The organism is Hoyosella levis, from assembly GCF_026008515.1.
GTDB classification, from domain to species: Bacteria; Actinomycetota; Actinomycetes; order Mycobacteriales; family Mycobacteriaceae; genus Lolliginicoccus; species Lolliginicoccus levis.
This window is the reverse complement of record NZ_BQYM01000003.1, coordinates 124,850-145,828: the sequence shown is the minus strand read 5'-3', so window position 1 is coordinate 145,828 and position 20,979 is coordinate 124,850. Positions and strand designations below refer to the sequence as shown.

The 20,979-nt window shown below is 67.3% G+C and carries 21 protein-coding genes; 13 read left to right on the top strand and 8 right to left on the bottom strand.

From position 1 onward, the window contains the following. Nucleotides 1-144: 144 nt before the first annotated feature. Complete coding sequence (locus tag QC765_RS04695) at nt 145-699, top strand: DUF4245 domain-containing protein (RefSeq protein ID WP_278313266.1); 555 nt, start codon at nt 145-147, stop codon at nt 697-699. Nucleotides 700-940: 241 nt separating this feature from the next. Here the strand turns inward: QC765_RS04695 and QC765_RS04690 are convergent, their stop codons facing one another. From QC765_RS04690 to QC765_RS04680, 3 genes are all read right to left on the bottom strand, one after another. After that, on the bottom strand, nt 941-1,219 hold the full coding sequence (locus QC765_RS04690; RefSeq protein WP_278313265.1) for an exodeoxyribonuclease VII small subunit: 279 nt from the start codon (nt 1,217-1,219) through the stop codon (nt 941-943). A 41-nt stretch (nt 1,220-1,260) separates the two neighbouring features. Beyond that, nucleotides 1,261-2,547: an exodeoxyribonuclease VII large subunit gene (gene xseA, locus QC765_RS04685; protein WP_278313264.1), complete on the bottom strand. Its 1,287-nt coding sequence runs from the start codon at nt 2,545-2,547 to the stop codon at nt 1,261-1,263. 137 nt (nt 2,548-2,684) lie between these two features. After that, a complete protein-coding gene (locus QC765_RS04680) occupies nt 2,685-3,314 on the bottom strand; it encodes a lipid droplet-associated protein (RefSeq protein ID WP_278313263.1) in 630 nt (209 codons plus the stop codon). Between the two features lie 90 nt (nt 3,315-3,404). Between QC765_RS04680 and QC765_RS04675 the strand changes: the two genes are divergently transcribed. Then, nucleotides 3,405-4,412 (top strand): 4-hydroxy-3-methylbut-2-enyl diphosphate reductase, encoded by a 1,008-nt coding sequence (locus QC765_RS04675; RefSeq protein WP_278313262.1) that lies wholly within the window; start codon nt 3,405-3,407, stop codon nt 4,410-4,412. Between the two features lie 94 nt (nt 4,413-4,506). Here QC765_RS04675 and QC765_RS04670 read toward each other — a convergent pair whose 3' ends face one another. Both QC765_RS04670 and QC765_RS04665 read right to left on the bottom strand, forming a co-directional pair. Next, nucleotides 4,507-5,139 (bottom strand): DUF6542 domain-containing protein, encoded by a 633-nt coding sequence (locus QC765_RS04670; RefSeq protein WP_278313261.1) that lies wholly within the window; start codon nt 5,137-5,139, stop codon nt 4,507-4,509. A 23-nt stretch (nt 5,140-5,162) separates the two neighbouring features. Next, nucleotides 5,163-6,353: a DNA recombination protein RmuC gene (locus QC765_RS04665; RefSeq protein ID WP_278313260.1), complete on the bottom strand. Its 1,191-nt coding sequence runs from the start codon at nt 6,351-6,353 to the stop codon at nt 5,163-5,165. 78 nt (nt 6,354-6,431) lie between these two features. Here QC765_RS04665 and QC765_RS04660 point away from each other — a divergent pair, with 78 nt between their 5' ends. Further along, complete coding sequence (locus QC765_RS04660) at nt 6,432-7,574, top strand: exonuclease SbcCD subunit D (protein WP_278313259.1); 1,143 nt, start codon at nt 6,432-6,434, stop codon at nt 7,572-7,574. Nucleotides 7,575-7,631: 57 nt separating this feature from the next. Then, nucleotides 7,632-10,664, top strand: a complete 3,033-nt coding sequence (locus QC765_RS04655; RefSeq protein WP_278313258.1) for an AAA family ATPase — start codon at nt 7,632-7,634, stop codon at nt 10,662-10,664. Nucleotides 10,665-10,735: 71 nt separating this feature from the next. On the opposite strand, the gene QC765_RS04650 is transcribed toward QC765_RS04655, so the two are convergent. Beyond that, the gene (locus tag QC765_RS04650; protein WP_278313392.1) at nt 10,736-11,917 is read right to left on the bottom strand and encodes an AI-2E family transporter; all 1,182 of its coding nucleotides are present in this window, start codon (nt 11,915-11,917) and stop codon (nt 10,736-10,738) included. Between the two features lie 270 nt (nt 11,918-12,187). Between QC765_RS04650 and QC765_RS04645 the strand changes: the two genes are divergently transcribed. Continuing rightward, nucleotides 12,188-12,667: a cupredoxin domain-containing protein gene (locus QC765_RS04645; protein ID WP_278313257.1), complete on the top strand. Its 480-nt coding sequence runs from the start codon at nt 12,188-12,190 to the stop codon at nt 12,665-12,667. Nucleotides 12,668-12,748: 81 nt separating this feature from the next. Then, complete coding sequence (ychF, locus tag QC765_RS04640) at nt 12,749-13,828, top strand: redox-regulated ATPase YchF (RefSeq protein ID WP_278313256.1); 1,080 nt, start codon at nt 12,749-12,751, stop codon at nt 13,826-13,828. Nucleotides 13,829-13,832: 4 nt separating this feature from the next. On the opposite strand, the gene QC765_RS04635 is transcribed toward ychF, so the two are convergent. Next, nucleotides 13,833-14,948: a N(5)-(carboxyethyl)ornithine synthase gene (locus tag QC765_RS04635; RefSeq protein WP_278313391.1), complete on the bottom strand. Its 1,116-nt coding sequence runs from the start codon at nt 14,946-14,948 to the stop codon at nt 13,833-13,835. Between the two features lie 284 nt (nt 14,949-15,232). Here QC765_RS04635 and QC765_RS04630 point away from each other — a divergent pair, with 284 nt between their 5' ends. Beyond that, nucleotides 15,233-16,114 (top strand): alpha/beta fold hydrolase, encoded by an 882-nt coding sequence (locus tag QC765_RS04630; RefSeq protein ID WP_278313255.1) that lies wholly within the window; start codon nt 15,233-15,235, stop codon nt 16,112-16,114. After that, a complete protein-coding gene (locus QC765_RS04625; protein ID WP_278313254.1) occupies nt 16,107-16,772 on the top strand; it encodes a class I SAM-dependent methyltransferase in 666 nt (221 codons plus the stop codon). Before QC765_RS04630 ends, QC765_RS04625 begins: the two co-directional genes overlap by 8 nt. 4 nt (nt 16,773-16,776) lie before the next feature. Here QC765_RS04625 and QC765_RS04620 read toward each other — a convergent pair whose 3' ends face one another. Next, nucleotides 16,777-17,121, bottom strand: a complete 345-nt coding sequence (locus QC765_RS04620) for a VOC family protein (protein WP_278313253.1) — start codon at nt 17,119-17,121, stop codon at nt 16,777-16,779. Nucleotides 17,122-17,218: 97 nt separating this feature from the next. Between QC765_RS04620 and QC765_RS04615 the strand changes: the two genes are divergently transcribed. The 5 genes from QC765_RS04615 to QC765_RS04595 all read left to right on the top strand — a co-directional run bounded on the left by QC765_RS04615 (nt 17,219) and on the right by QC765_RS04595 (nt 20,827). Next, nucleotides 17,219-17,422, top strand: coding sequence for a CopG family transcriptional regulator (locus QC765_RS04615; protein WP_278313252.1), 204 nt, complete (start codon nt 17,219-17,221; stop codon nt 17,420-17,422). Continuing rightward, nucleotides 17,419-17,796, top strand: coding sequence for a type II toxin-antitoxin system death-on-curing family toxin (locus tag QC765_RS04610; protein ID WP_278313251.1), 378 nt, complete (start codon nt 17,419-17,421; stop codon nt 17,794-17,796). The genes QC765_RS04615 and QC765_RS04610 overlap by 4 nt, the downstream gene beginning before the upstream one ends. An 85-nt stretch (nt 17,797-17,881) precedes the next feature. Next, nucleotides 17,882-18,142, top strand: coding sequence for a PspC domain-containing protein (locus QC765_RS04605; protein WP_309297289.1), 261 nt, complete (start codon nt 17,882-17,884; stop codon nt 18,140-18,142). A gap of 295 nt (nt 18,143-18,437) precedes the next feature. Beyond that, nucleotides 18,438-19,703 carry a mannosyltransferase gene (locus tag QC765_RS04600; RefSeq protein ID WP_278313250.1) on the top strand — a complete coding sequence of 422 codons (1,266 nt, stop codon included), beginning with the start codon at nt 18,438-18,440 and terminating at the stop codon, nt 19,701-19,703. Then, nucleotides 19,700-20,827 carry an aminotransferase class V-fold PLP-dependent enzyme gene (locus tag QC765_RS04595; RefSeq protein WP_278313249.1) on the top strand — a complete coding sequence of 376 codons (1,128 nt, stop codon included), beginning with the start codon at nt 19,700-19,702 and terminating at the stop codon, nt 20,825-20,827. The genes QC765_RS04600 and QC765_RS04595 overlap by 4 nt, the downstream gene beginning before the upstream one ends. Nucleotides 20,828-20,979: the final 152 nt, after the last annotated feature.

The window sequence follows — 20,979 nt, the reverse complement described above, 5'->3', positions numbered from 1 at the left end:
CCAGAGAAACCCACCCCAGGTGGGCGGCAGGCGCAACATGTCGCGGCTCGGGGCGCCCCGAGCACGGCCGAGGTCACCCTGCTGTGGCGAGGTGCCTGGCGCTGCGATGCGGGTTCCCGGCCGGAAGTTTGGAATACTGGCCCCGTGGCGTCGAACAAACCCAGGATCCTGCAGAACCAGCGTGACATGCTCCTCACGATGATCCCGCTCGTCATCCTCATCGCGCTCATTGCTGGGATGTCCGGGCTGTGGAGCAACCCCGACCCGGCACCCGTGGGCAGCATCGACGAGACACTGGCGCTCGAATACGACGCTACCGTCGTGGACTTTCCCATCCGCATCCCCGACGCGCCCTCGGCGTGGCAGCCCAACTCCGGGCAGCGCGTCGAGCTCGAGGAGGACGGCGGCGGCATCGTCACCTGGATCGGCTACGTCACCGAGAACAACCTCTACCTGCGCTACAGCCAGTCCGGCATCAGTGCCCAGCGACTCGTGGAATACCACTATGGCGACTTCAACGACGTCATCGGCAGCGAGACGGTCGACGGCACCACCTGGACGCTCTACCGCGCTGGGAACGGCGAGCCCATCTGGCTCGCCGACCTCGACGACGTGCGCATCGCCATGACCGGCAGCACTACCGAGGCGCAGTTCACCACCATGGCCGAGCGCATCATGGCTGCCCAGCCACTCGACTAGCGGGTTCTGGGTTGGCGGCCTTGGCGTCGTTGGCGGCCTTGGCGTGACGGGCTTGGCGTCGTTGGCGTCGTTGGCGGCCGCGCGGGGACAAAAGCACGGGATACGGTCAAACGCGATAGAAATCGACCTGGGATTCCGACGGTTTCTATCGCGTTTGCGGCTCCACTGAGGCTGTGGCTCCGATGGACCGCGGCTCCGGTCTCGCCCGCGTAGCCGCTGGTAGCGGTCTTTGCAGCGAGAATCAGTCCTCCCCGGCGGTGTCCTCGCCGTCCTCGGCGCCGCCGCGCGCCGCGATAGCGGTCTCGATGCGATTGCGCGCGCCGGACAAATGCTCCTCGCACCGGTCCGCGAGCTGCTCGCCCCGCTCCCACAGGGTGATCGAGGTATCAAGATCGAGACCGCCCTGCTCGAGGACACGAACGATGTCGACGAGCTCATCGCGGGCCCGCTCGTAGCCCAGCGTGGCGGTAGCGGGGCGCGACTGGATCTGCTCAGGAGTGATCTGCTCTGCCTGCGACATGATCTGGGGACCTTTCGTTGTCGGTTCGGAGGTTGCTCTGGCTACTCGGAGCCGCGGGAGGTGGCTCGGAACACGCCATCGGTGACGCGTACCCGCATCTCTGTGCCTTCGGTGGCCTGCGCAACCGAGGTGACCACCCGTGCCGGTCCCTCCGCGGGAACCTCCTGCACCACCGCGTAGCCCCGCGCGAGCGTCGCAGCGGGGCCGAGCGCGGCGAGCCGGGCGCGCACATGCGAGATCTCCGAGCTCGCGACATCCACGGCCCGGGAAAGCTCCCGGCGCGCGCGCTCGCGGTGGAGGACGATGTCCTCGCGGTGCTGGTCGACCATCACCATCGGGGTAGCGAGGACCGGACGTGTCCGCAGCTGCTCGAGCAGGCGTTCCTCGCGCACTACCCAGGTGCGCAAGGCCGATACGCAACGGTCCCGCAGTTCCCGCACGAGCTGGCGCTCCGCCACCACATCCGGGACAGCCCGCTTGGCCGCGTCAGTGGGTGTCGCGGCCCGCACGTCAGCGACGTGGTCGCTCACGGGACTGTCCGGCTCGTGCCCGATCGCGGACACCACCGGAGTGGTGGCACTAGCGATGGCGCGGCACAATGCTTCGTCGGAGAAGGGAAGCAAGTCCTCGACGCTCCCGCCGCCGCGCGCGATGATGATCACATCAACCTCGGGATGCGCGTCGAGCTCCCGCAATGCCTCCACGATCTGCGCGACAGCGCCAGCTCCCTGCACCGCGGTGTTGCGGATCTCGAACCGCACCTCCGGCCAGCGCCGCTCGCCGACCGACACCACGTCGCGCTCCGCGGCGCTCGCTCGTCCCGTGATGAGCCCGATGCGGTTTGGCAGGAAGGGGAGCGGGCGCTTCAGCCGCGGATCGAACAATCCCTCGGCCTGCAGCAGTGCCTTCAGTCGCTCGATGCGGGCCAGCAGCTCGCCGATACCGACAGGTCGGATCTCGGTCACCTGCAGCGAGAAGGTGCCGCGTCCCACGTAGAACGATGGCTTGCCCCACACCACGACCCGCGTGCCCTCCACCAGCTCCACCGGGGATTCCGAGAGCAGTCGTGGCGAGCATGTGACCTGCAGTGACACATCCGCTGAAGGATCACGCAGCGTCAAGAACGACGTCCGGGTTCCGGGGCGGCGGCTGAGCTGCGTGATCTGCCCCTCGACCCACACCCCGCCGAGCCGATCGATCCACTGCTTGATCTTGGTGGAGACAACCCGGACTGGCCACGGCTCCTCCGCGCTGCTCGCTGGGCCTGCGGCATTGCCGGCGGTAGTGCTTGCCGGGGGGCCGCCGCTGGGTTGTGCTGGGGAACTCACCCGGACGACAGTACAAGCCGCCCCCGACATTTCCTGGATACGCGCGATCCCGCGTGCCCCGGTGGTAGACGCCGGTGGTCTTGCGAGCCGGTGGTAGGCGCCAGTTGTCCGCGTGCCGCTCCGGGCGCGTGGTCCTCCTAGTTGCCCGAGACCGTGGTGATCCGGTTGGCCAGCATCGTCTGGAACGGGGCGCGCTGGAACTTCTGCTCCTCATAGCGCAGCAGCTCCGAGAGCTCGTCGCGGGAGAGCTTGCGCAGCCGCGCGCGGAGCTGCGCGAGCGTGAGGGTGTCGTAGGCGATGCGCGCGGCGATCGCGGGAACAAAGACATCGTTCTCGAGCGCCACGCTGATCGCTCGGCTCGAGGCCGAGACAGCTGCCCGGCGAGGTGGTTGCACGGCCTTGTCCGGGCTCACCGGGGCGGAGTAGAGCGCGAACCGCCCGCTCGACGCCGCGGAGGCAGCCGATGCGGAAACTGCCTTGGGCGCGGGCGAGCTGGAGGGCCGTGCCACGGTGCTCACGCTGTCGCGGTCCTCGTCGAACGTCGCCCAGTCAGGCTCATCCTGTGGCGGGTAGAGCCAGACGAAAGCTTGATCACCCTTGATGGCCAGCTCCGTCATCTTTTGCTGCATCCGCATCGAGGTTTGCAGCACCTGGCTCACCGCGGTCATCGGGAAGGTCGCGGCAGTGCTGGGTAGTCGTCGAGTTTCCTCGACCAGCGTGACGGCGATGCCAGCCATGACTCGTGCGGCGAAAGGAGGGCGTCTCATGCTTCCAGCGTGCCCTATCGCCGCCGTGTTCTCTAGCAGATCCACTCCGACGTGTCGCGGGAACTTGCGGGCGCACCGTACCCTGGAGGCATGTCGTCGGCAGTGAACATGGGAATTCCCGGGTCCGTCAGCAACGCCGCTGCCCCCGGGCAGGGCAAGCGGATCCTGCTCGCGGAGCCCCGCGGCTACTGCGCTGGGGTTGATCGCGCGGTGGAGACCGTGGAGCAATCGCTGGCCAAGTTTGGCGCCCCTGTGTATGTGCGCAAGCAGATCGTGCACAACAAGCACGTGGTGGAGACGCTATCGGAGCGCGGCGTGGTCTTCGTGGAGGAGGTCGACGAGGTGCCCGAGGGGGCCATCGTGGTCTTCTCGGCCCACGGTGTCGCCCCGACCGTGCATGTCGGTGCAAAGGACCGCAACCTGCATGCGATCGATGCGACATGCCCGCTGGTCACCAAGGTGCATCAGGAGGCCAAGCGGTTCGCCCGCGATGACTATGACATCCTGCTGATCGGCCATGCCGGGCACGAAGAGGTCGAGGGCACTTCCGGGGAGGCCCCGGACCACGTGCAGCTCGTTGACGGCCCGCATGCCGTCGATGAGATCACGGTTCGCGACGAGAACCGGGTCGTGTGGCTGTCCCAGACGACGTTGAGCGTCGACGAGACGATGGAGACGGTGCGACGCCTGCGGGAGAAGTTTCCCACCCTTCAGGATCCGCCGAGCGACGATATCTGCTACGCGACGCAGAACCGCCAGGTAGCGGTCAAGGCGATGGCGCCGGAGTGCGATCTTGTCATCGTGGTGGGCTCGCGCAACTCCTCGAACTCGGTTCGGCTGGTGGAGGTCGCTCTCGATGCCGGTGCTCGGTCGAGCTACCTTGTTGACTACGCCAAGGAGATCGACCCGACCTGGCTCGACGGCGTCGAGACGGTCGGTATCACCTCGGGCGCGTCGGTTCCCGAGATTCTCGTCGAGGGTGTCATCGAGTACCTCGCCGAGCATGGCTTCGCCACGGTGCAGCCAGTGACGACGGCGAACGAGACGCTGGTCTTCTCGTTGCCGCGAGAGCTACGTACCGCGCGCCGCAACAGCTAGACCCGATCCTCGGGCCCGCTGGGCACCATGACCCGGCGAGGCGCCGATTCGTGCGCTAGTAGCCGAGCCTGTCCAGCTGATCCTCGATCGTGCTTTATTGCGTGCGCGGATCGCTAGTGCGCCGTCCATATCCGCCGGGACCTTCGCCGCGCGGATCCCGCTGCGGCGAGCGCGGTGCAGCGGGTCCATAGGTCCCTCCCGGGTTCGTGCCCGAACGCACGCCATGCTGCCTCGCAGCGCCTGTGCGGGGCGATCCCGTGCCGGGCCGCTGGACGCGTCGCGGTTGCTGGGGCGCGCTGTGAAGGAGGAACATCCGGACCCCTCCGATCACCACGACTACCGCCGCCGCGAGCAGCATGAGCGGGAACCGGGAGACCAGCGGGATCACGAGGTCGAAGATGCGCGTGCGCAGGCCGCCAGGGCTCTCCGGCACGATCACCTGGTAGGCGAGCGGCACTGCCGCGAACAGGATCAGCGGAGGCTGGGCCATTGCGGTGAACAGCGCGCGCTGCTGCACGAGGACGACGGCAGCGACGCATCCGAGGAAATAGAACGCGCTGAACACCAGTGTGAGCTCGTCGCCGCGCAGCGCATCGAGCACGACGCCTACGATGGTGAAGCCCACTGCGATAGCGATCGCTCCCCACCAGGGAACGCCTGATCGGCGGGGGAGGAGGGAGCGCGTCTCCGCGGGGACCTGGTTGGAGAACTGGCGGTTGTCAGGCACTCTCGCACCATACCGGGCGGCGGTCACGGCAGGCGCTCCGCGGGTGCGAGCGGGGGCAGCGTGCCGTCGGAGCGGGTGACGGCGCGGGGAACCATGTCGACGGAGCTCACCGTTGGCGGCTCCGCGGGGAACGCCGGCAGCTCGTGCAGCTTCCGGGCGGTGACGAGGATGCGGGTCTCCATAGACGAGACGGTCGAGTTGAATGCCTCCACGGATTTCCCGAGCTGCCCACCAAGCTGGTCGAGGTGCTTGGCGAGCGTTCCGAGGCGGCTGTAGAGCTCGCTGCCGAGCTGGTGGATGCGTTGCGCGTCCTGCGACAGCGCCTCCTGCTTCCAGGTGTGAGCGATCGTGCGCAGCAGCGCCACCAACGTGCTGGGGGTGGCGAGCACCACGTTGCGGGCGAACGAGTGCTCGAGCAGCTCGGGATCGGCGCCCACGGCCGCGTCGAGGAATGGATCACCGGGGATGAACAGCACCACGAACTCAGGGGATGGATCGAAGGCCGCCCAGTACGATTTGGACGAGAGCTGCCCGATGTGGGCTCGCAGCTGGGCAGCGTGCTTGCGCAGGAGAGCAGTCTGCTCGTTATCGTCACGGGCCTCGAGCGCCTCGAGATAGGCGCTGAGCGGGGCCTTGGCGTCCACCACGATATTCTTGCCGCCAGCGAGGTGCACCACCAGGTCGGGGCGGACGGCGCGCGTGCCATCCGGGCCATCGTGCGTCGCGTGGGCCTGGGTGCTGAAGTCGCAATGCTCGGTCATCCCGGAGAGCTCCACCACGCGCTGCAGCTGGATCTCGCCCCACCGGCCCCGCACCTGCGGAGCCCGGAGCGCCTGCACGAGCTGTCCGGTGTGGGTATTGAGCGTCTGGGAGACCTGCTGCATCCCCGACACCTGCTCCATCAGCCCAGAGTAGGCCGCGATCCGGTTGTGCTCCACGCGCTGCACCTGGTCCGCGAGCGTCCCCACCGCCTCGCGCAACGGCCCCACGATGTGCTGGACCTGCTCGTTCATAGCGCCCGAGTGCCGCTTCGCGGAGTCCTCGCTGGCCGCGGTGAGCGAATCACGGAGCAGGTGCTCGGAGTCCTTGCGCGCTTGCAGCTGGGCCTCGGCGTAGGCGATGCGCTGCCCGTGGCGGCTCGCCTGCAGGAGCCAGCCGATGCCGATCCCTGCGGCGAGGGCAACGAGCAGGGCCAGGAATGTCAACGCGTTCATGGTCGCCATCATGGCGGCTCGCTCCGACAGAAACACGGACCACCGGATTGTCGGTGTGGTGCTCTACCCTCGTTCGCCATGAGGATCCTGCACACATCCGACTGGCATATCGGCCGTACCTTCCACGGAGTCGACCTGCGCGATGACCAGGACGCGGTGCTCGCGGAGATCGCACGGATCGTGGCGGCCGAAGGCGTCGACGTGGTCGTCGTGTCGGGCGATCTGTATGACCGCGCGATGCCGAACGCCGATGCGGTGCGCTTGTGCAACGACGCGTTCGTGCGGATCCGGGATGCCGGCGCCCGGATCATCGCGACGTCGGGCAATCATGATTCCGCGACCCGCGTGGGCGCTGCGGCGGAGTTCGCTGCCGCTGGCGGTCTGTACCTGCGCACCCGAGTAGCAGAGATCGACGTGCCCGTCCTGCTCGAGGATGAGCACGGCCCGGTGGCGTTCTACGCGATCCCCTACCTCGAGCCCGATGTCGTGCGCGGCGAGCTAGGCGTCGCCGAGCGGTCCCACGAGGCTGTCCTTGCGGCCGCGATGGCCCGGATCCATGCGGACCGCGAGGACCGCGCGACCGGGACCCGTCTCCGCACGGTGGTCAGCGCCCATGCGTTCGTCACTGGCGCCGTGCCGTCGGAATCCGAGCGGACCATCAGCGTCGGAGGCGTGGAGACCGTGCCGATGTCGGTGTTCGGCGACGTCGACTATGTGGCGCTCGGGCACCTGCACACCCCGCAGGTGCTCGCGCGGAGCGTTCGCTACTCGGGCAGCCCGGTGCCCTACTCGTTCGGGGAGCGCAGCGACCGCAAGGCGGTGTGGATCGTCGATATCGACGAGAACGGCCTGCGCGATGTCACCGAGGTAGCGCTGCCGCTCGCGCGGCCACTAGCGACCATCACAGGAACAGTCCAGCAGCTACTGTCGGATCCCGCGCTCGAGCAGCTCACCAGCCACTACCTTTCCGCTGTGCTCACTGACGCGGTGCGTCCCAGGGATCCCATGCGGCAGCTGCGCGAGCGCTTCCCGCACCTTGTCCACCTGCGATGGGAGAGCCCGGCGCGGGACACGGAAACGAGCTACCGGCAGCGCGTGCGCGGGGCAAGCGACAAGGAGATCGCGCGGCGGTTCCTCACCGACGCCTGGCGCGAGCCCACCGGCGAGGACCTCGGGCTCGTCGAGGAGGCTTTCCAGGCAGCCCGCGCCGGATCGTCCTAGAGCAGGGCCCCGCAAGCACTTTCCGCACCACCACCAGAGAAAGCAACGGCAACTCCCATGCGACTGCACACCCTGACGATCGAGGCATTCGGGCCATTCGCGGGCACGGAACGCATCGATTTCGAGGAAATCGGTGCCGACGGCCTTTTTCTCCTGCATGGGCAAACGGGCGCGGGCAAGACCACGATCCTCGATGCGGTCGCGTTCGCGCTGTTCGGGGCAGCTCCGGGCGCACGCGGCAGCGGGCACAAGTTCCTCTCTCATCACGCGCCCGAGGACGCCACCCCGCAGGTGACGCTCGACGCGACGCTCAAGGGACGCCGCTTGCGCATCGTGCGAAGTCCCGAGCATCACCGCCCCAAGCGCCGGGGCAGCGGGATGATCAAGCAGAACGCCAAGGCCACCCTGGAATGGCTGGCGCCTGATGGAGGCACGGGCACGGGAGAGCACCTCACGCGCATCCCTGAGATCGGCCAGGTCGTCAGCGATCTTCTTGGCATGAGCAAGGACCAGTTCTTCCAGGTGGTGCTGCTGCCGCAGGGCGAGTTCGCGGAGTTCCTGCGTGCCCCCATCGAGGACCGCGAGAAGCTGCTCGAGAGCCTGTTCGCGACCTACCGGTTCGGAGCGGTGGAGGATTGGTTCCGCGAGCAGCGACGCAGCTCCGAGAAGAGCATGCGCGATGCCATCCACCAGCGCGAGCTCCAGGTGAGCGCAGTCATCACCGCCGCTGATCTGGGTGCCGGCGAGCATCCCGCGCCCGAGGATAGCGAGGACGTGCCAGCCTGGATGGATGCGGTCGCGGCAGTCGTGGACGCGCGGGCAGAGGCAGCCAAGGCAGCCCGCGAGGCCGCCGCCACCAACTTCGCTTCCGCCGATGCGGCACGGACGCAGGCGCGCGAGAACGCTCGGCGCCGCGCTGCGCTCGCTACGGCCCGGCAGCAGATCGAGGAGCTCGAGCGCGACTCTGGCCGCATCGCCGCGCTCGCCGCGGAGCTCGGCGAAGCACAGCGGGCCAGCGCTCTCGCCGGCCCGCACGAGAAGCTCGGCGAGCTCCGCGCCCGGTTGGCAGAGGAACGCGGCGCGATGGAGCAGCACGAGCACGTCCTGCAGGAGGTGCCGAGCAGCACCGAGATCGAGAGCCTCATCGAGCGCGGGGATCACGCACGGGCACGAGGACTCCTGGATGTGGCCATCGGTGAGTGGCACGCGGAGATCGGCACCCTCGGGGGGCTAGCGCGCTACTCCACCGAGCTTGACGCTGCCACAGCCAGGATCGCCAAGCTGAGCGCAACGATCGAGGACGAGCAAGCGAGCCATGACGAGCTGTCCGGCCGGATCGAGAGCCTCCCGGCCGAGCGGGAACGTGTCGATACGGAGCTAGCCGAGGCCGCGGGCATGGCGCGTGCCGAGGAGTCACTGCGGCACGAGCTTGCCGTGCTCGCTGACCGCCGCGACGCTGCGGCCAAGCTGCCGCCAGCGAACGCTGTTGTCGAGCACGCGCGCGCGGAGCACGACGAAGCACGGGCCCACCACCTTGATTCCCGTGATCTGCTTGCGAGCTTGCGGGAAAAGCGGATCGCGGGGATGGCCAGCGAGCTCGCGCGCCAGTTGCGGCCCGGCGAGCCCTGCATGGTGTGCGGCTCCGCCGACCATCCCGACCCTGCCATGCCGGGCCAGGACTCCATCAGCGATGAGGCGGAGCAGGACGCGGCACAAGCGGAGATCGAAGCGCTCGCTGACCTGGAAACCAAGCGGGAGAAGCTCCGCGTCGCCGAGCATGAGGTCGCGCGCCTCCGCGAGCGAGCCGGGGATGCCGATCGCGACGAGCTAGATCGCCAGCATGCGGACGCCGCAAAGCGCCACGAGCAAGCACAGCAAGCCGCCATCGAGCTCGAGCGGCTCCAAGGCCGACGCACCGAGCTAGACCGTGCCGAGTCGGCATTGCGCGAGGAACTCGCTGCCTCGCGCACGACGCTCGCCTCCCTGGGGGAGCAGCATGCTTCCCTGCAGCTGCGGGCGCAGGAGCTGACCGTGAGGCTCGACGAGGCCCGCGGTGACGACGTAGACCTCCATGCGCGCATAGCACGGCTGGAAAGGCTTGCCGCAGCAGCGACGGACCTGCGCGATGCCATGATGGCCGTGGACAGCCTCGAGCAGCGCCTCCGCGAGCAATCCAACGAATGCGAGCAGGCCGCCCTCGGCGCAGGGTTCAGCGACGTGGAGACCGCGATCGCCGCGATCCGGGCGCCTGATTGGCACGAGGCGGCTGCAGAATCCCTGCAGCAGCACCGCGACCGGAAGAACCAGGCCACGGCGGTGCTCGACGACACAGCGAACCAAGCAGCCGAGCAGCATCCCCATGATGTCGCGGCGGCGGAGGAGGCATTCGCCCTCGCCCAGGAATCGAGTGAGCGGGCATCCGAGGATCTCGCCCGGGCTCGCCATTCACGCGACCGCACTGCACGCAACATCGCGTCGCTCACCGCGCTGCTCGACGAGCACGCCGGCAAGCACGACCGGCATCAGCGCCTCATCAGGCTCACCGAGGTCATCACCGGAGCAGGGGAGAACACACGCAGCATGTCGCTGCGGTCCTACGTGCTCGCGGCCCGCCTCGAGGAGGTCGCCGAGTCTGCCTCCCAGCGACTTCGCATCATGACCGCTGGCCGCTACGAGTTCCAGCACTCCGACAGCAGCGGGCGCCATGGCAAGCGGGGCGGGCTCGGTCTGGATATCCGCGACGACTACACCGGCACTCTCCGGCCAGTGAACAGCCTGTCCGGCGGCGAGACCTTCATGGCGTCGCTCTCGCTCGCGCTTGGTCTCGCTGACGTCGTCGCCGCTGAATCCGGCGGGGCCATGCTCGACACCCTATTCATCGACGAGGGATTCGGCACGCTCGACGCCGATACTCTCGACGCCGTCATGAGCGTGCTCGACGAGCTACGCGCCGGCGGCCGTGTCGTCGGGATCGTCAGCCACGTTGACGAGATGCGACAGCGGATTCCCTCGCGCATCCACGTCCGCAAGCACCGCGATGGCTCGTCGATCCGCACCACCGCACCGAGCAGCAGCCCTATCCCGGGCTAGGTGGCCCCGGGCTAGGGGGTCCCGGGCTAGGGGGTCCCGGGCTAGGTGGCCCCAGACTAGAGGGCCCCGAGCTAGGCAGTCCCGGGTTCCGCCACGGATTTCTCCGAGCGATCCTCCTCGGGATCTTCCTCCACCCAGTGATCGCCCCCGCCGCTCTTGGCCGTCAGGATCTCATCGACATAGCGCACCATCACCGCGACCATCGCCGCCACCGGCACCGCGAGGAACGCACCGATGATGCCGAACAAGGTGGAACCGGCGGTCACCGCGAGCAGCACGATCACCGGATGCAGGTTCATGCTGCGGCTCTGCAGCACGGGCTGCAGGACATTGCCCTCGAGCTGCTGCACCAGGATGATGATGCCGAGCAGGATCAGGGCGGTGATCCAGCCGTTCGCGACCAGGGCGATCAGCACGGCGAGGGCACCCGCGACGAACGCACCCACGATCGGGATGAAGCCCGCGACAAACGTGATGATCACCAGCGGGCCCGCGAGGGGAACACCGAGGATCACCAGGCCGAGACCGATGAATGCAGCATCGACGAAACTAACGATCGCCTGCGTGCGGATGAAGCCGCTGAGCGTGCGCCACTGCCGGAAGAGGACCTCCTCGACGTGCCTGGCGGCGGGAGAGCCGGTGACCCTGCGCACCCAGGGCAGGAACTCCGGCCCATCCTTGATGAAGAAGAACGACAGCACCAAGGTCAGCACCAGCGTGATCATCACCGACGTCACCGCGCCCACACCGGTGAATACCCCGGAGGCGATGGCGCTGGACGAATCCTGGATGCCCGTGACAACGGTATTGATGTACTCCTCGAACTGCTCCTCGCGGATGTTCAACGGAGGCCCCTGCAACCAGGCCTGGATCTCCCGCACGCCGCCGGATGCTTGGTTCGCCAGCTCTGGGGCCTGGCTCACCACGGAGGGCACGACCAGCGCGATCACGCCACCGAACGCGCCGATCGCGAGCAGCATCGTGACGAGCGCGGCCAGCGCTGGCGCCAGGTAGGCGCGCCGCAGCAGGCCGGCGATCGGCCACAGCACCGTGGAGATGATCAACGCCAGCGAGACTGGCAGCAGGATCACCCACAGCTCGCCCACGATCCAGCCGAGCACCCATGCTGCAGCGGCGATGAGGATGATCCGCAGGCTCCACGTGGCGAGCCACCCACCGCCGATACCGATCAACGTGCCACGATCTGACGGCCCCTCCGTCGTGGCCTCGCGAGTAGGTTCGTGCGCCGTCAACGCAGTCTCGAGCGCGCTCTCGCGCTCGATCCGGTCTGGCCGATCCTGAGCAGTCACCTCAAGCCCCATCTGGTGTGAGCGGATAGATCAAGTTGATGTTGTCACCATGCTGGCCCGTCGGCCACCGCTGCGACCACGTTTTGACGCGCATCACCATGAATGCTGGACGAAAGTCGCACTGCACGGGACATACCCGGCAATCAGCACTAGGCTCAGGCCAAGGACCGGGGCCAGGGGCACCGGTTGGACCGACGCGGCCGGAGGCAAACCATGGCACGACGAATTCTAGGGACTCGCGCAACGATCGCAGCGAGCAGCGCACTGCTCATCGCCAGCGGCCTCGTCGCGTGCAGCAGTGACGGAGAGGACGACGGCCCCGCCGGAGGATATGGCGCACCCGCATCGGAGCAGGCGACCGGATCGGCTGCGGAGGGCTCCGAGAGCGAGGACCAGGAAGCCACTGGCTCTACCGAGGCCAGCGACTCGACCGAGGCGACCGAGGTGCGGGTCTCCGGCTTCGAGTACAGCCCGGCCAGCATCACCGTCTCCGCCGGGGACACCGTGACCTGGGTGTTCGACGATGGGCAGATCCCGCACGATGTCGTCAGCCGCGACTCCTCGCCCGAGCAGTTCCGCAGCCCCACGCTCCGTGAGGATTCCTGGTCCTTCACGTTCACCGAGCCCGGCGAGTACAGCTACTTCTGCTCCATCCATCCGCAGATGACCGGAACGGTGACCGTCGAGGAGTGACCGGCGACAAACAGTTGGGCGGCACGCGCGGGACCGGGCCGAATAGGACTCGGGCCGCGTAGTCCGTACACTGATCTAGCTGTGAGCCTAACCCTCGGAATCGTCGGCCTCCCCAATGTGGGCAAGTCCACGCTCTTCAATGCCCTGACCAAGAATGACGTCGTCGCCGCGAACTATCCCTTCGCGACGATCGAGCCCAACGTCGGCGTCGTCGAGCTGCCCGACCAGCGCCTCGACAAGCTCGCCGAGATCTTCGGATCCCAGCGCATCCTCCCCGCCACCGTGTCGTTCGTCGACATCGCCGGCATCGTCAAGGGTGCTAGCGAGGGCGCGGGGCTGGGCAACAAATTCCTCGCCAACATCCGCGAGGCCGACGCCATCTGCCAGGTCGTCCGCGTCTTCACCGATGGCGACGTCGTGCATGTCGACGGGCGCGTTGATCCGCTCGCCGACATCGAGGTCATCGAGACCGAGCTGATCCTCGCCGACCTGCAGACCCTCGAGAAGGCCGTCCCGCGGATCGAGAAGGAAGCCAAGAACAACAAGGATCGCCGCCCCCTCGCCGAGGCCGCCAAGGAAGCCCAGCAGCTCCTCGACAGCGGCAAGACCCTCTTCTCGCAGAAGGACAGCATCGATCTGCCGCTGCTGCGCGAGCTCCAGCTGCTCACCACCAAGCCATTCCTGTACGTCTTCAACGCCGACGAGGGCGTGCTCACCGACGAGGACCGCAAGAACGAGCTGCGCGCCTCCGTCGCCCCCGCCCAGGCCGTGTTCCTCGACGCGAAGGTCGAATCCGACCTCCAGGAGCTCGACGAGGAATCCGCGATGGAGCTCCTCGAGACCATCGGCCAGACCGAGCCGGGCCTGTACTCCCTCGCCCGCGCCGGGTTCGAGACCCTCGGTCTGCAGACCTACCTCACCGCCGGTCCCAAGGAAGCACGCGCGTGGACCATCAACCGCGGCGACACCGCCCCCAAGGCTGCCGGCGTCATCCACACCGACTTCGAGCGCGGCTTCATCAAGGCCGAGATCGTCTCCTTCGACGACCTCGTCGCCGCTGGTTCCATGGCTGCTGCCAAGTCCGCCGGCAAGGTCCGCATGGAGGGCAAGGACTACATCATGGCCGATGGGGACGTCGTGGACTTCAGGTTTAACGTCTGAGCGGTCAAGCAGTCCGCACATGCGGATAATCCGCCTCGCGCCCCTGGAAGCTCAGGATGCTCGGGTTGTTGATCACGCCGTCGTGGATCTCGATGGCCCGGGAGATGGTGAGGTTCTTCTCCCACGTCGCCGGGCCGTCCATGACGGTGCGGAGGAATGGCAGCAGCGCCGCACTGATTTCCCAGGTGGCCGAGTTCCACAGGTATGAGGGGCTGTGGTCGACGGCGTAGTAGTGGACGCCGTCGCCGACGGTGAACATGGGGTCGTCGAACCCGGTGGGCGTGGCCCATTCGAAGCCCATTCCGGCGTCGCAGGAGACGTCGATGATCAGGCTGCCCGTGGTGAACCTCTTCAGGTCGTCGGTCCGCAGGTAGGTCAATGGCGCTGCGACGTCCTGGAGGGTGCAGTTGACGACGATGTCGTGCGAGGCGAGGAACTCGGGGAGCAGGACGTTGCCGTTCTTCGTGAGCACCTCGCTGAGGTGGACCTCGCCGTCGCCAGTGTTGAGCTGGGCCATGTGGGCGCCGTGGATGGGGGAGCCGACGGCCGTGATGTCGCGCTGGGTGAGGACCTGGATGTCGTGGACCCCTTGTGCGTTGAGCGCTGTCACGGCCCCTCGTGCCGTCGCACCGAAACCGATGACGACCGCGCTGAGACGTGGCCCATACCCACCCGTCGATCCGATGAGACGCATCGCATCGAGCACCGAGCAATAGCCGGCGAGCTCGTTGTTCTTGTGGAATACATGCAGGCTGAAGTCACCGCGTCGGTTCCAGTGCTGCATTGCCTCGAACGCGATCAACGTGAGCCGACGGTCGATCGCTATCTGCGTCAGCCGGGCGTCCTGCACGCAGTGCGGCCATCCCCACAGCACCGTGCCCTCGGGAATCACCGTCATGTCGGCTGCCTGGGGCTTCGGAAGCAGCAGCACATCAGCCGATTCGATCACCTCGGAGCGATCCGCGACCCTGCCGACCCGTGACTCGACGTAGCCGGGCTCGAGCTGGAAGCCAGCACCGTAGCCACGCTCGACGATCATGCTTGCGCGGAGATCCGGTTCGATCCGGTCGAGGTGATGGGGGTGGATCGGTAGCCGCCGCTCGTTCTCCATCGAGGACATTGCGAGCAGCCCGAGGGTGAGCAGAGAGCTGTTCGGAGGGGTGGGGATAGTGGCAGTGGGTAGAACGGCGCCGGGAATAGGGGCTCCCATCATTGGGGAACCAGGGGCAGCTCCAGGCATCACCCTACTCGCATGCTGCCCAGGCGGGCCGATGACGTCGTGCTGCGCGCAATCCGCTGGCCTGCGCTCGTGGTGTCCGCTTCCGGGGCATTCGTGACCAAGCAGGGGTCGCCTTCTAGCCGACGACCGTTGACGCGCCGAAGCCGATGGGCGACGCTGTGAACGTGAGGATCCTCGAGTTCGATCACGTCTGTTTGGCGGTCGACGAGTTCGGCGACCCGGGCGATCCAGCGGTATTGCTCATCGCCGGTGCCACGCAGTCGATGGACTGGTGGCCCCCCAGTTTCTGCGAGGTCCTCGCCGCGGAAGGATTCCATGTCATCAGGTTCGACCAGCGGGACACGGGGCAGTCGACGACGAGCCCGCCGGGCCGACCGGACTACACCGGCGTCGACCTGGCGACAGACCCCGTGCGGATCCTTGACGCGCTGGGGGTCGACGCGGCGCACCTCGTGGGCCTGTCGATGGGGGGCGGGATCGCACAGTACATCGGTGCCCACGCGGCGCACCGTGTGCGGACGCTCACGCTGATCGAGACGTCACCGGCCGGGGGAGACCCAGGAGACCTGCCTCCACCGGATGCGGCCCTGGGCGCGGCGGAGAGCGCTCTCCCGGAGGTAAGCGACTGGACTGACACCTCTGCCATCATCGACTACCGGGTCGAGGCGGAACGCCCGTATGCGGGATCGCTCGGCTTTGACGAGGAACGTTTCCGCGCGATCGCCACCGCGGAGGTCGCCCGCAGTCACGACATGGAATCGTCGTTGACGAATCACTTCCTCGTTGCGGGCGACGCCGAGGCCGACCCCTCCTTGATCACCGCGACGACCCTCGTCGTCCACAGCAACACGGACCCGTTGTTCCCGCTGCCCCACGGCGAGGCGCTCGCCCGGATGATCCCGCGCGCGTCCCTCCTGCGTGTCGACGGCATGGGGCACGAGGTGCCGCCGCCGCAGGTGTGGGACGTCCTCGTTCCCGCTCTCGCCGACCACATGCGCGAAGGCGGCGCGATCAGCCCGACCGGGACCAACACGTCTGATGCGTGAGGAGATCGCGGCGCGCGAGGCGTCACCGTGGCTCGCGGAAACCCGGTCCTCGTATGACGCCGATGCTGCCGGGTACGCGGAAAGGGTCGACGGGCTGCTCGAGAAGCATCCGCACCTGCGGGCGCACCTGGACGTGTTCGCGGAGCTTGTGCGGCGCAGCGGCGGGGGGCCGGTGGCCGACGTCGGATGTGGTCCCGGCTATGTCACGCGACATCTTCACGACTCGGGAGCCGAATCGCTAGGGATCGATCTCTCGCCCGGGATGGTCGCGATCGCGCGGCGTGCCCACCCTGGTCTGCGCTTCGAGGTGGGGACGATGACGGGCCTCGACCTGGACGCCCACTCTGTCGGTGGCGTCGTCGCGTTCTGGTCCACCATCCACATTCCCGACGACGCGATGCCGGGCGTGATCGAGGAGTTCCGTCGCGTCCTGCGGCCCGGAGGCCACCTCCTCGTCGGTTTCCATGTGGGAACCGGGATCAAGCACTCCTCGACGGGTTACACGGGCCAACCGATCAGTGTCGATACCCACCTTCGGCAGGTGAGCACCATGTCTGGCTGGCTGCGCGGCGCCGGCTTCCGGATCGAGTCCGAGTCCGTGTTCCGGCCCGACGACGACGCCCCGGGCGCGATCATCATCGCCCGGAGAGAGGGTTGAGCGCTCATGTGTGCGAACCGACGTTGACGACTTGGCCGGATGAGTCGCGGTAGAAGAACCTGGTGACGCCCCACTCCTCGATGGTCAGCGGGTGCACGATCTCGGCCGCGGCGGCGATCGCGGATTCATGGGCTGCCTGCACGTCGTTGACGAATACCGAGATGTCGGGGTTGACTGCCGCGGTGGCGTCGCGGGTCATCAAGCTCAGCTGGTGCCCTTCGGCATCCGCGAGCGTGACGATCCATCCGTGATCCATCACCACTGCGAGGCCGAGGATCTCGGTGTGCTCGCGAACTGCTTGGGGAAGATCCGTGACCGTCAGATTGGGCACGATCCGCTCGATCTCCATGAGCACGAGTACATCAACCGGGATGCGCTGTGTCCAGGGGCGGGTCGGTGATCAGGCGATAAAACTGCACGGTGATACCACAGTGGTACCATTAGGTATGGCCATGACGTTGAGACTCACTGATGAGCAGGATCGCGCGTTGACGATGCTTGCTGAAGCGGAGGGCATCAGCAAGCAAGAGGCCGCATGCCGCGCGATCGTGGATGCTGCTGCGCGCCGGACGCGCGATGCTCGAGTTCGCGAATTGTCCGAGCGGGGTCGTTCTCGATACGCGGATCTGCTCGAGCGCCTTTCGCGGTGAGCGTCATCTACCTCTCGCTCGAGGATCTGCTCACGCTGGCTGACGATCTGGATTGCCTCGAGGTAAGAGACGTCGGGTTGCTCGATTCCGCGGCCCATCGGCCGGCTGCAACAGTTTTCGGCGACGATGCCTACCCTTCGATGCACGAGAAGGCCGCAGTGCTCCTAGAGTCGATCGTGCGGAACCATCCGTTGGTCGACGGCAACAAGCGGCTGGGATGGCTGGCCGTGTTCGTCTTTTATGGATTGAATGGGTATTGCCTGGAGGCTCCCGACGATGATGCCTACGATCTCATCATCGGTGTGGCCTCGGGCACGGTTGGTTACACCGAAACGGCGGTTGAGCTATCACGGTGGGCGGAACCATTGCCCTGACTCCCCACGTTTCCGGGTGGTCCTCGGGGTTTCTCCCGATGCGCTGGCGCCCTCGGTATCAGTAGCGTTATTGGCATGACAACGCGTGGCGGATGCCGCGCTGGTTTCGAACTACGGAGGTCGTGCCATGACGATGCAGAGCCAGTTGAGGCGTACCCGGGATGGTCGCTGGATGGGCGGTGTGTGCGCGGGCATCGCGAAGCAATATGGCTGGGACGTGAACCTGGTGCGCCTGGTCTTCGTGCTGGTGTCCTTGCTGGGCACGCTGGGGATCGGTGTGCTGGTGTATCTGGTGATGTGGGCGATGATCCCGCTGGAGGACACCTCTGCCATGCCTCGCTGGTGAGCAAGTAGCTCCGTGGGGCTGCTGTGAAGTCACTGAGAATGATGCTGCAGGCAGGCTGACTGCGGGTAGTCACCCGTAGAGTCGGTGTCACGCCCCCGCAAAGACGTGTTTTTCTCCTTGGTTCCTGCCTCTGCGGGGGCGTCCACAATGCCAGGGTCCTGAGCTCCCGAAGCGTCGGACTCTTGTCGGCTGGCGTTTCCCGGGCTGTCGGACCGCGTGGCCTTCGCTATCGTGGAGTTTCGATGCGCGCCCCGGCTTGGGGCTTCGCGATGCAGCGAGACAGCGAGGACGAGTAGTGGACGGCAGCGCCCTGTCGGTCGGCCCAGCGCAGGGTGAGCCAGCGCAGGGCGAGCCAACCCCAAGCTCCTCCGACCGACCGGTAGCGCGCCTGCTCCGGTGGGCGCCGCTTGTGCTCGCCGTCGCGCTCGCGGCTCGCCTGCTGTGGACAGCGCTGGTGCCGAACGCGACGAACTTCCTCGATCTGCATGTCTATGTAGACGGGGCTGCACGGATCACCATGGGTGATCTCTATGCCTTCCGGTATGCGACGAACACTCCAGAGTTCCCGCTGCCCTTCACGTATCCGCCGTTCGCGGCGCTGGTGTTCTTCCCGCTGAGCGCGCTGCCCTTCACGTTGGTGGCGTTGCTCTGGCAGGTGGGGATCGCTGCGGCGCTCTACGCGGTCGTGCGCCTATGCCAGCGCATGCTCGGCGCCGCGAGCCGTGCGGGCAGTCGCCGGGAGGCAATGCTGTGGACGGGCGTCGGCCTGTGGACCGAGCCGGTGCGCACCACCCTCGACTACGGCCAGGTCAACGTCTACCTGGTGCTGCTGGTCCTAGTGGCGGCGAGCACCTCGCGGTGGTGGCTGGGTGGCGCGCTGGTCGGCATCGCGGCGGGCATCAAGCTGACACCAGCGATCACGGGGCTGTTCTTCCTCGCGCGGCGACGCTTTGGTGCCGCAGCGTTCTCGGCTGTGGTGTTCTTCCTGACGGTCGGTGTCTCGTGGCTGGTGATCCGGGACGAGACGCGCGAGTACATCGGTTCCTACTTCGGTGACGCTGACCGGATTGGCCCGACGGGCTCGGTGTGGAACCAGTCCTTGTTCGGGGCCGCCCACCGCTTCGGGATGCCGGAGAACACAGCCCGGATCGTATGGCTCGTCGCGGTCGTGCTGGTGTGCGCCCTGGCGTGGGCGGCATGGCGGGCCCTCCCGCGCCATGACGTGCTGGGAACCCTGCTTGTCGTGCAGTTGCTGGGGCTGCTCATCTCGCCGGTGTCGTGGTCGCACCACTGGGTGTGGGTGATCCCGTTGCTGCTGTGGCTGCTCCGGGGCCCGTTCGCGGCGATGCCGGGAGCTCGTGCCATCGTCGCGGCGTGGGCGGCGATGATCCTGGTGGGGGTGCCGTGGGTGCTGAGCTTCTTCCAGCCCACCATCTGGGAGGTCGTCGAACCCGCTCCGCTCGCTTGGGTCGCCCTGGTCTACGTCGCGGGAGCCATCACAGTGCTCGCCTGGATGGTGTGGTGCGGGCGGGCAAGCCGCTCGCTAGTGTCTGCTCCATGAGCATCGCGCACCTGCCGCATCACGACCTGGCTGCTGCCTACGCAGCCAAGCGCGAGACCCAGGAAGACACGGGAACCAGCCATCTCGACAGTGCCGCTGCGGGACGCATGAGCAGCGCGGTGCGGGGAGCGATCCGCGATCATCTCGACCTCGAGGCACGCGTGGGTGGCTATGTGGCGCACGAGCAGGCCGCCGAGCGCATCGACGGTGCCCGCCGCGCCATCGCGGAACTCGGTGGCGGTCAACCCCATGAAGTCGCCTTCACCGAGAGCGCCACCGCTGCGCTCCGCGCCATGCTGCTCGCTCTTCGGCTGCCCGCCGGATCGCAGGTCGCGGTGCTGCCGTGCGAGTTCGGGCCCAACCTGCGCGAGCTCCGCGCCCTCGGGGTCGAGCCGACCGTCCTCCATCCGTGGGACGAGCACGGGCAGCTTGATCTTTCTCACGCTGCTGACCAGCTCGATCAGCAACACCCGGCGCTGCTGCACCTGTGCTACCTCGGTTCGCACCGGGGCATCGTGCAGCCAGTACGGGAGCTAGCCAGGCTGGGCCGCGAGCGTGGCATCCCCGTCATCGTCGACGCCGCGCAAGGCTTCGGGCACCTCGATTGCCACATCGAGGCTGATGCCGTCTACGGAACGAGCCGGAAATGGCTCTGTGGCCCGCGAGGCGTCGGATTCGCGATGATGCGCGAGGGTTTCCTCGGCGAGGGCGCGGCACTGGTGGAATCGCAGGAGGCATACATCGCTGGGCGGGTCGGACTCGCGGTGGCGCTCGAGGAGCACCTGCGGCTCGGGCCACTGCACGTGCGGGAGCGCCTGCATGCGATCGGGCAGGTCTCGCGCGGATCTCTCGATGGAAGGGGTGGCTGGCAGGTGGTCGAGCCGCATGACGAGCCTTCGGCCTTGACCACGCTCCACCCGCCCGAGGGATTCCGCGACCAGGATGTGGCGGGTTTGCGAGAGCACCTTCTCCACGGTTCTCCACGCATCGTGACCACCTACGCGGGTCCGGAGCGCGGACCGCTGGAGGCCACCCGCGGTGTGCTGCGGGTGAGCCCGCACATCGATATGACCGGTGCCGATCTCGAGCGGCTCGCCGGCATTCTCGATACCTGGCGACCGTAGTCCAGGCTGGGTGCGCGTCCCGGATGCCGGAGCCTAGCTGGCCGCCTTGGCACCATAGGCAGCCCGGCTGGTGGAAACTTTTCCCGCTCCGAGGAGGAAAAGCTTCCACTAGCGGCGGACCGGTCCAGCCGCGGACCGGGCCAGCCGCAAAA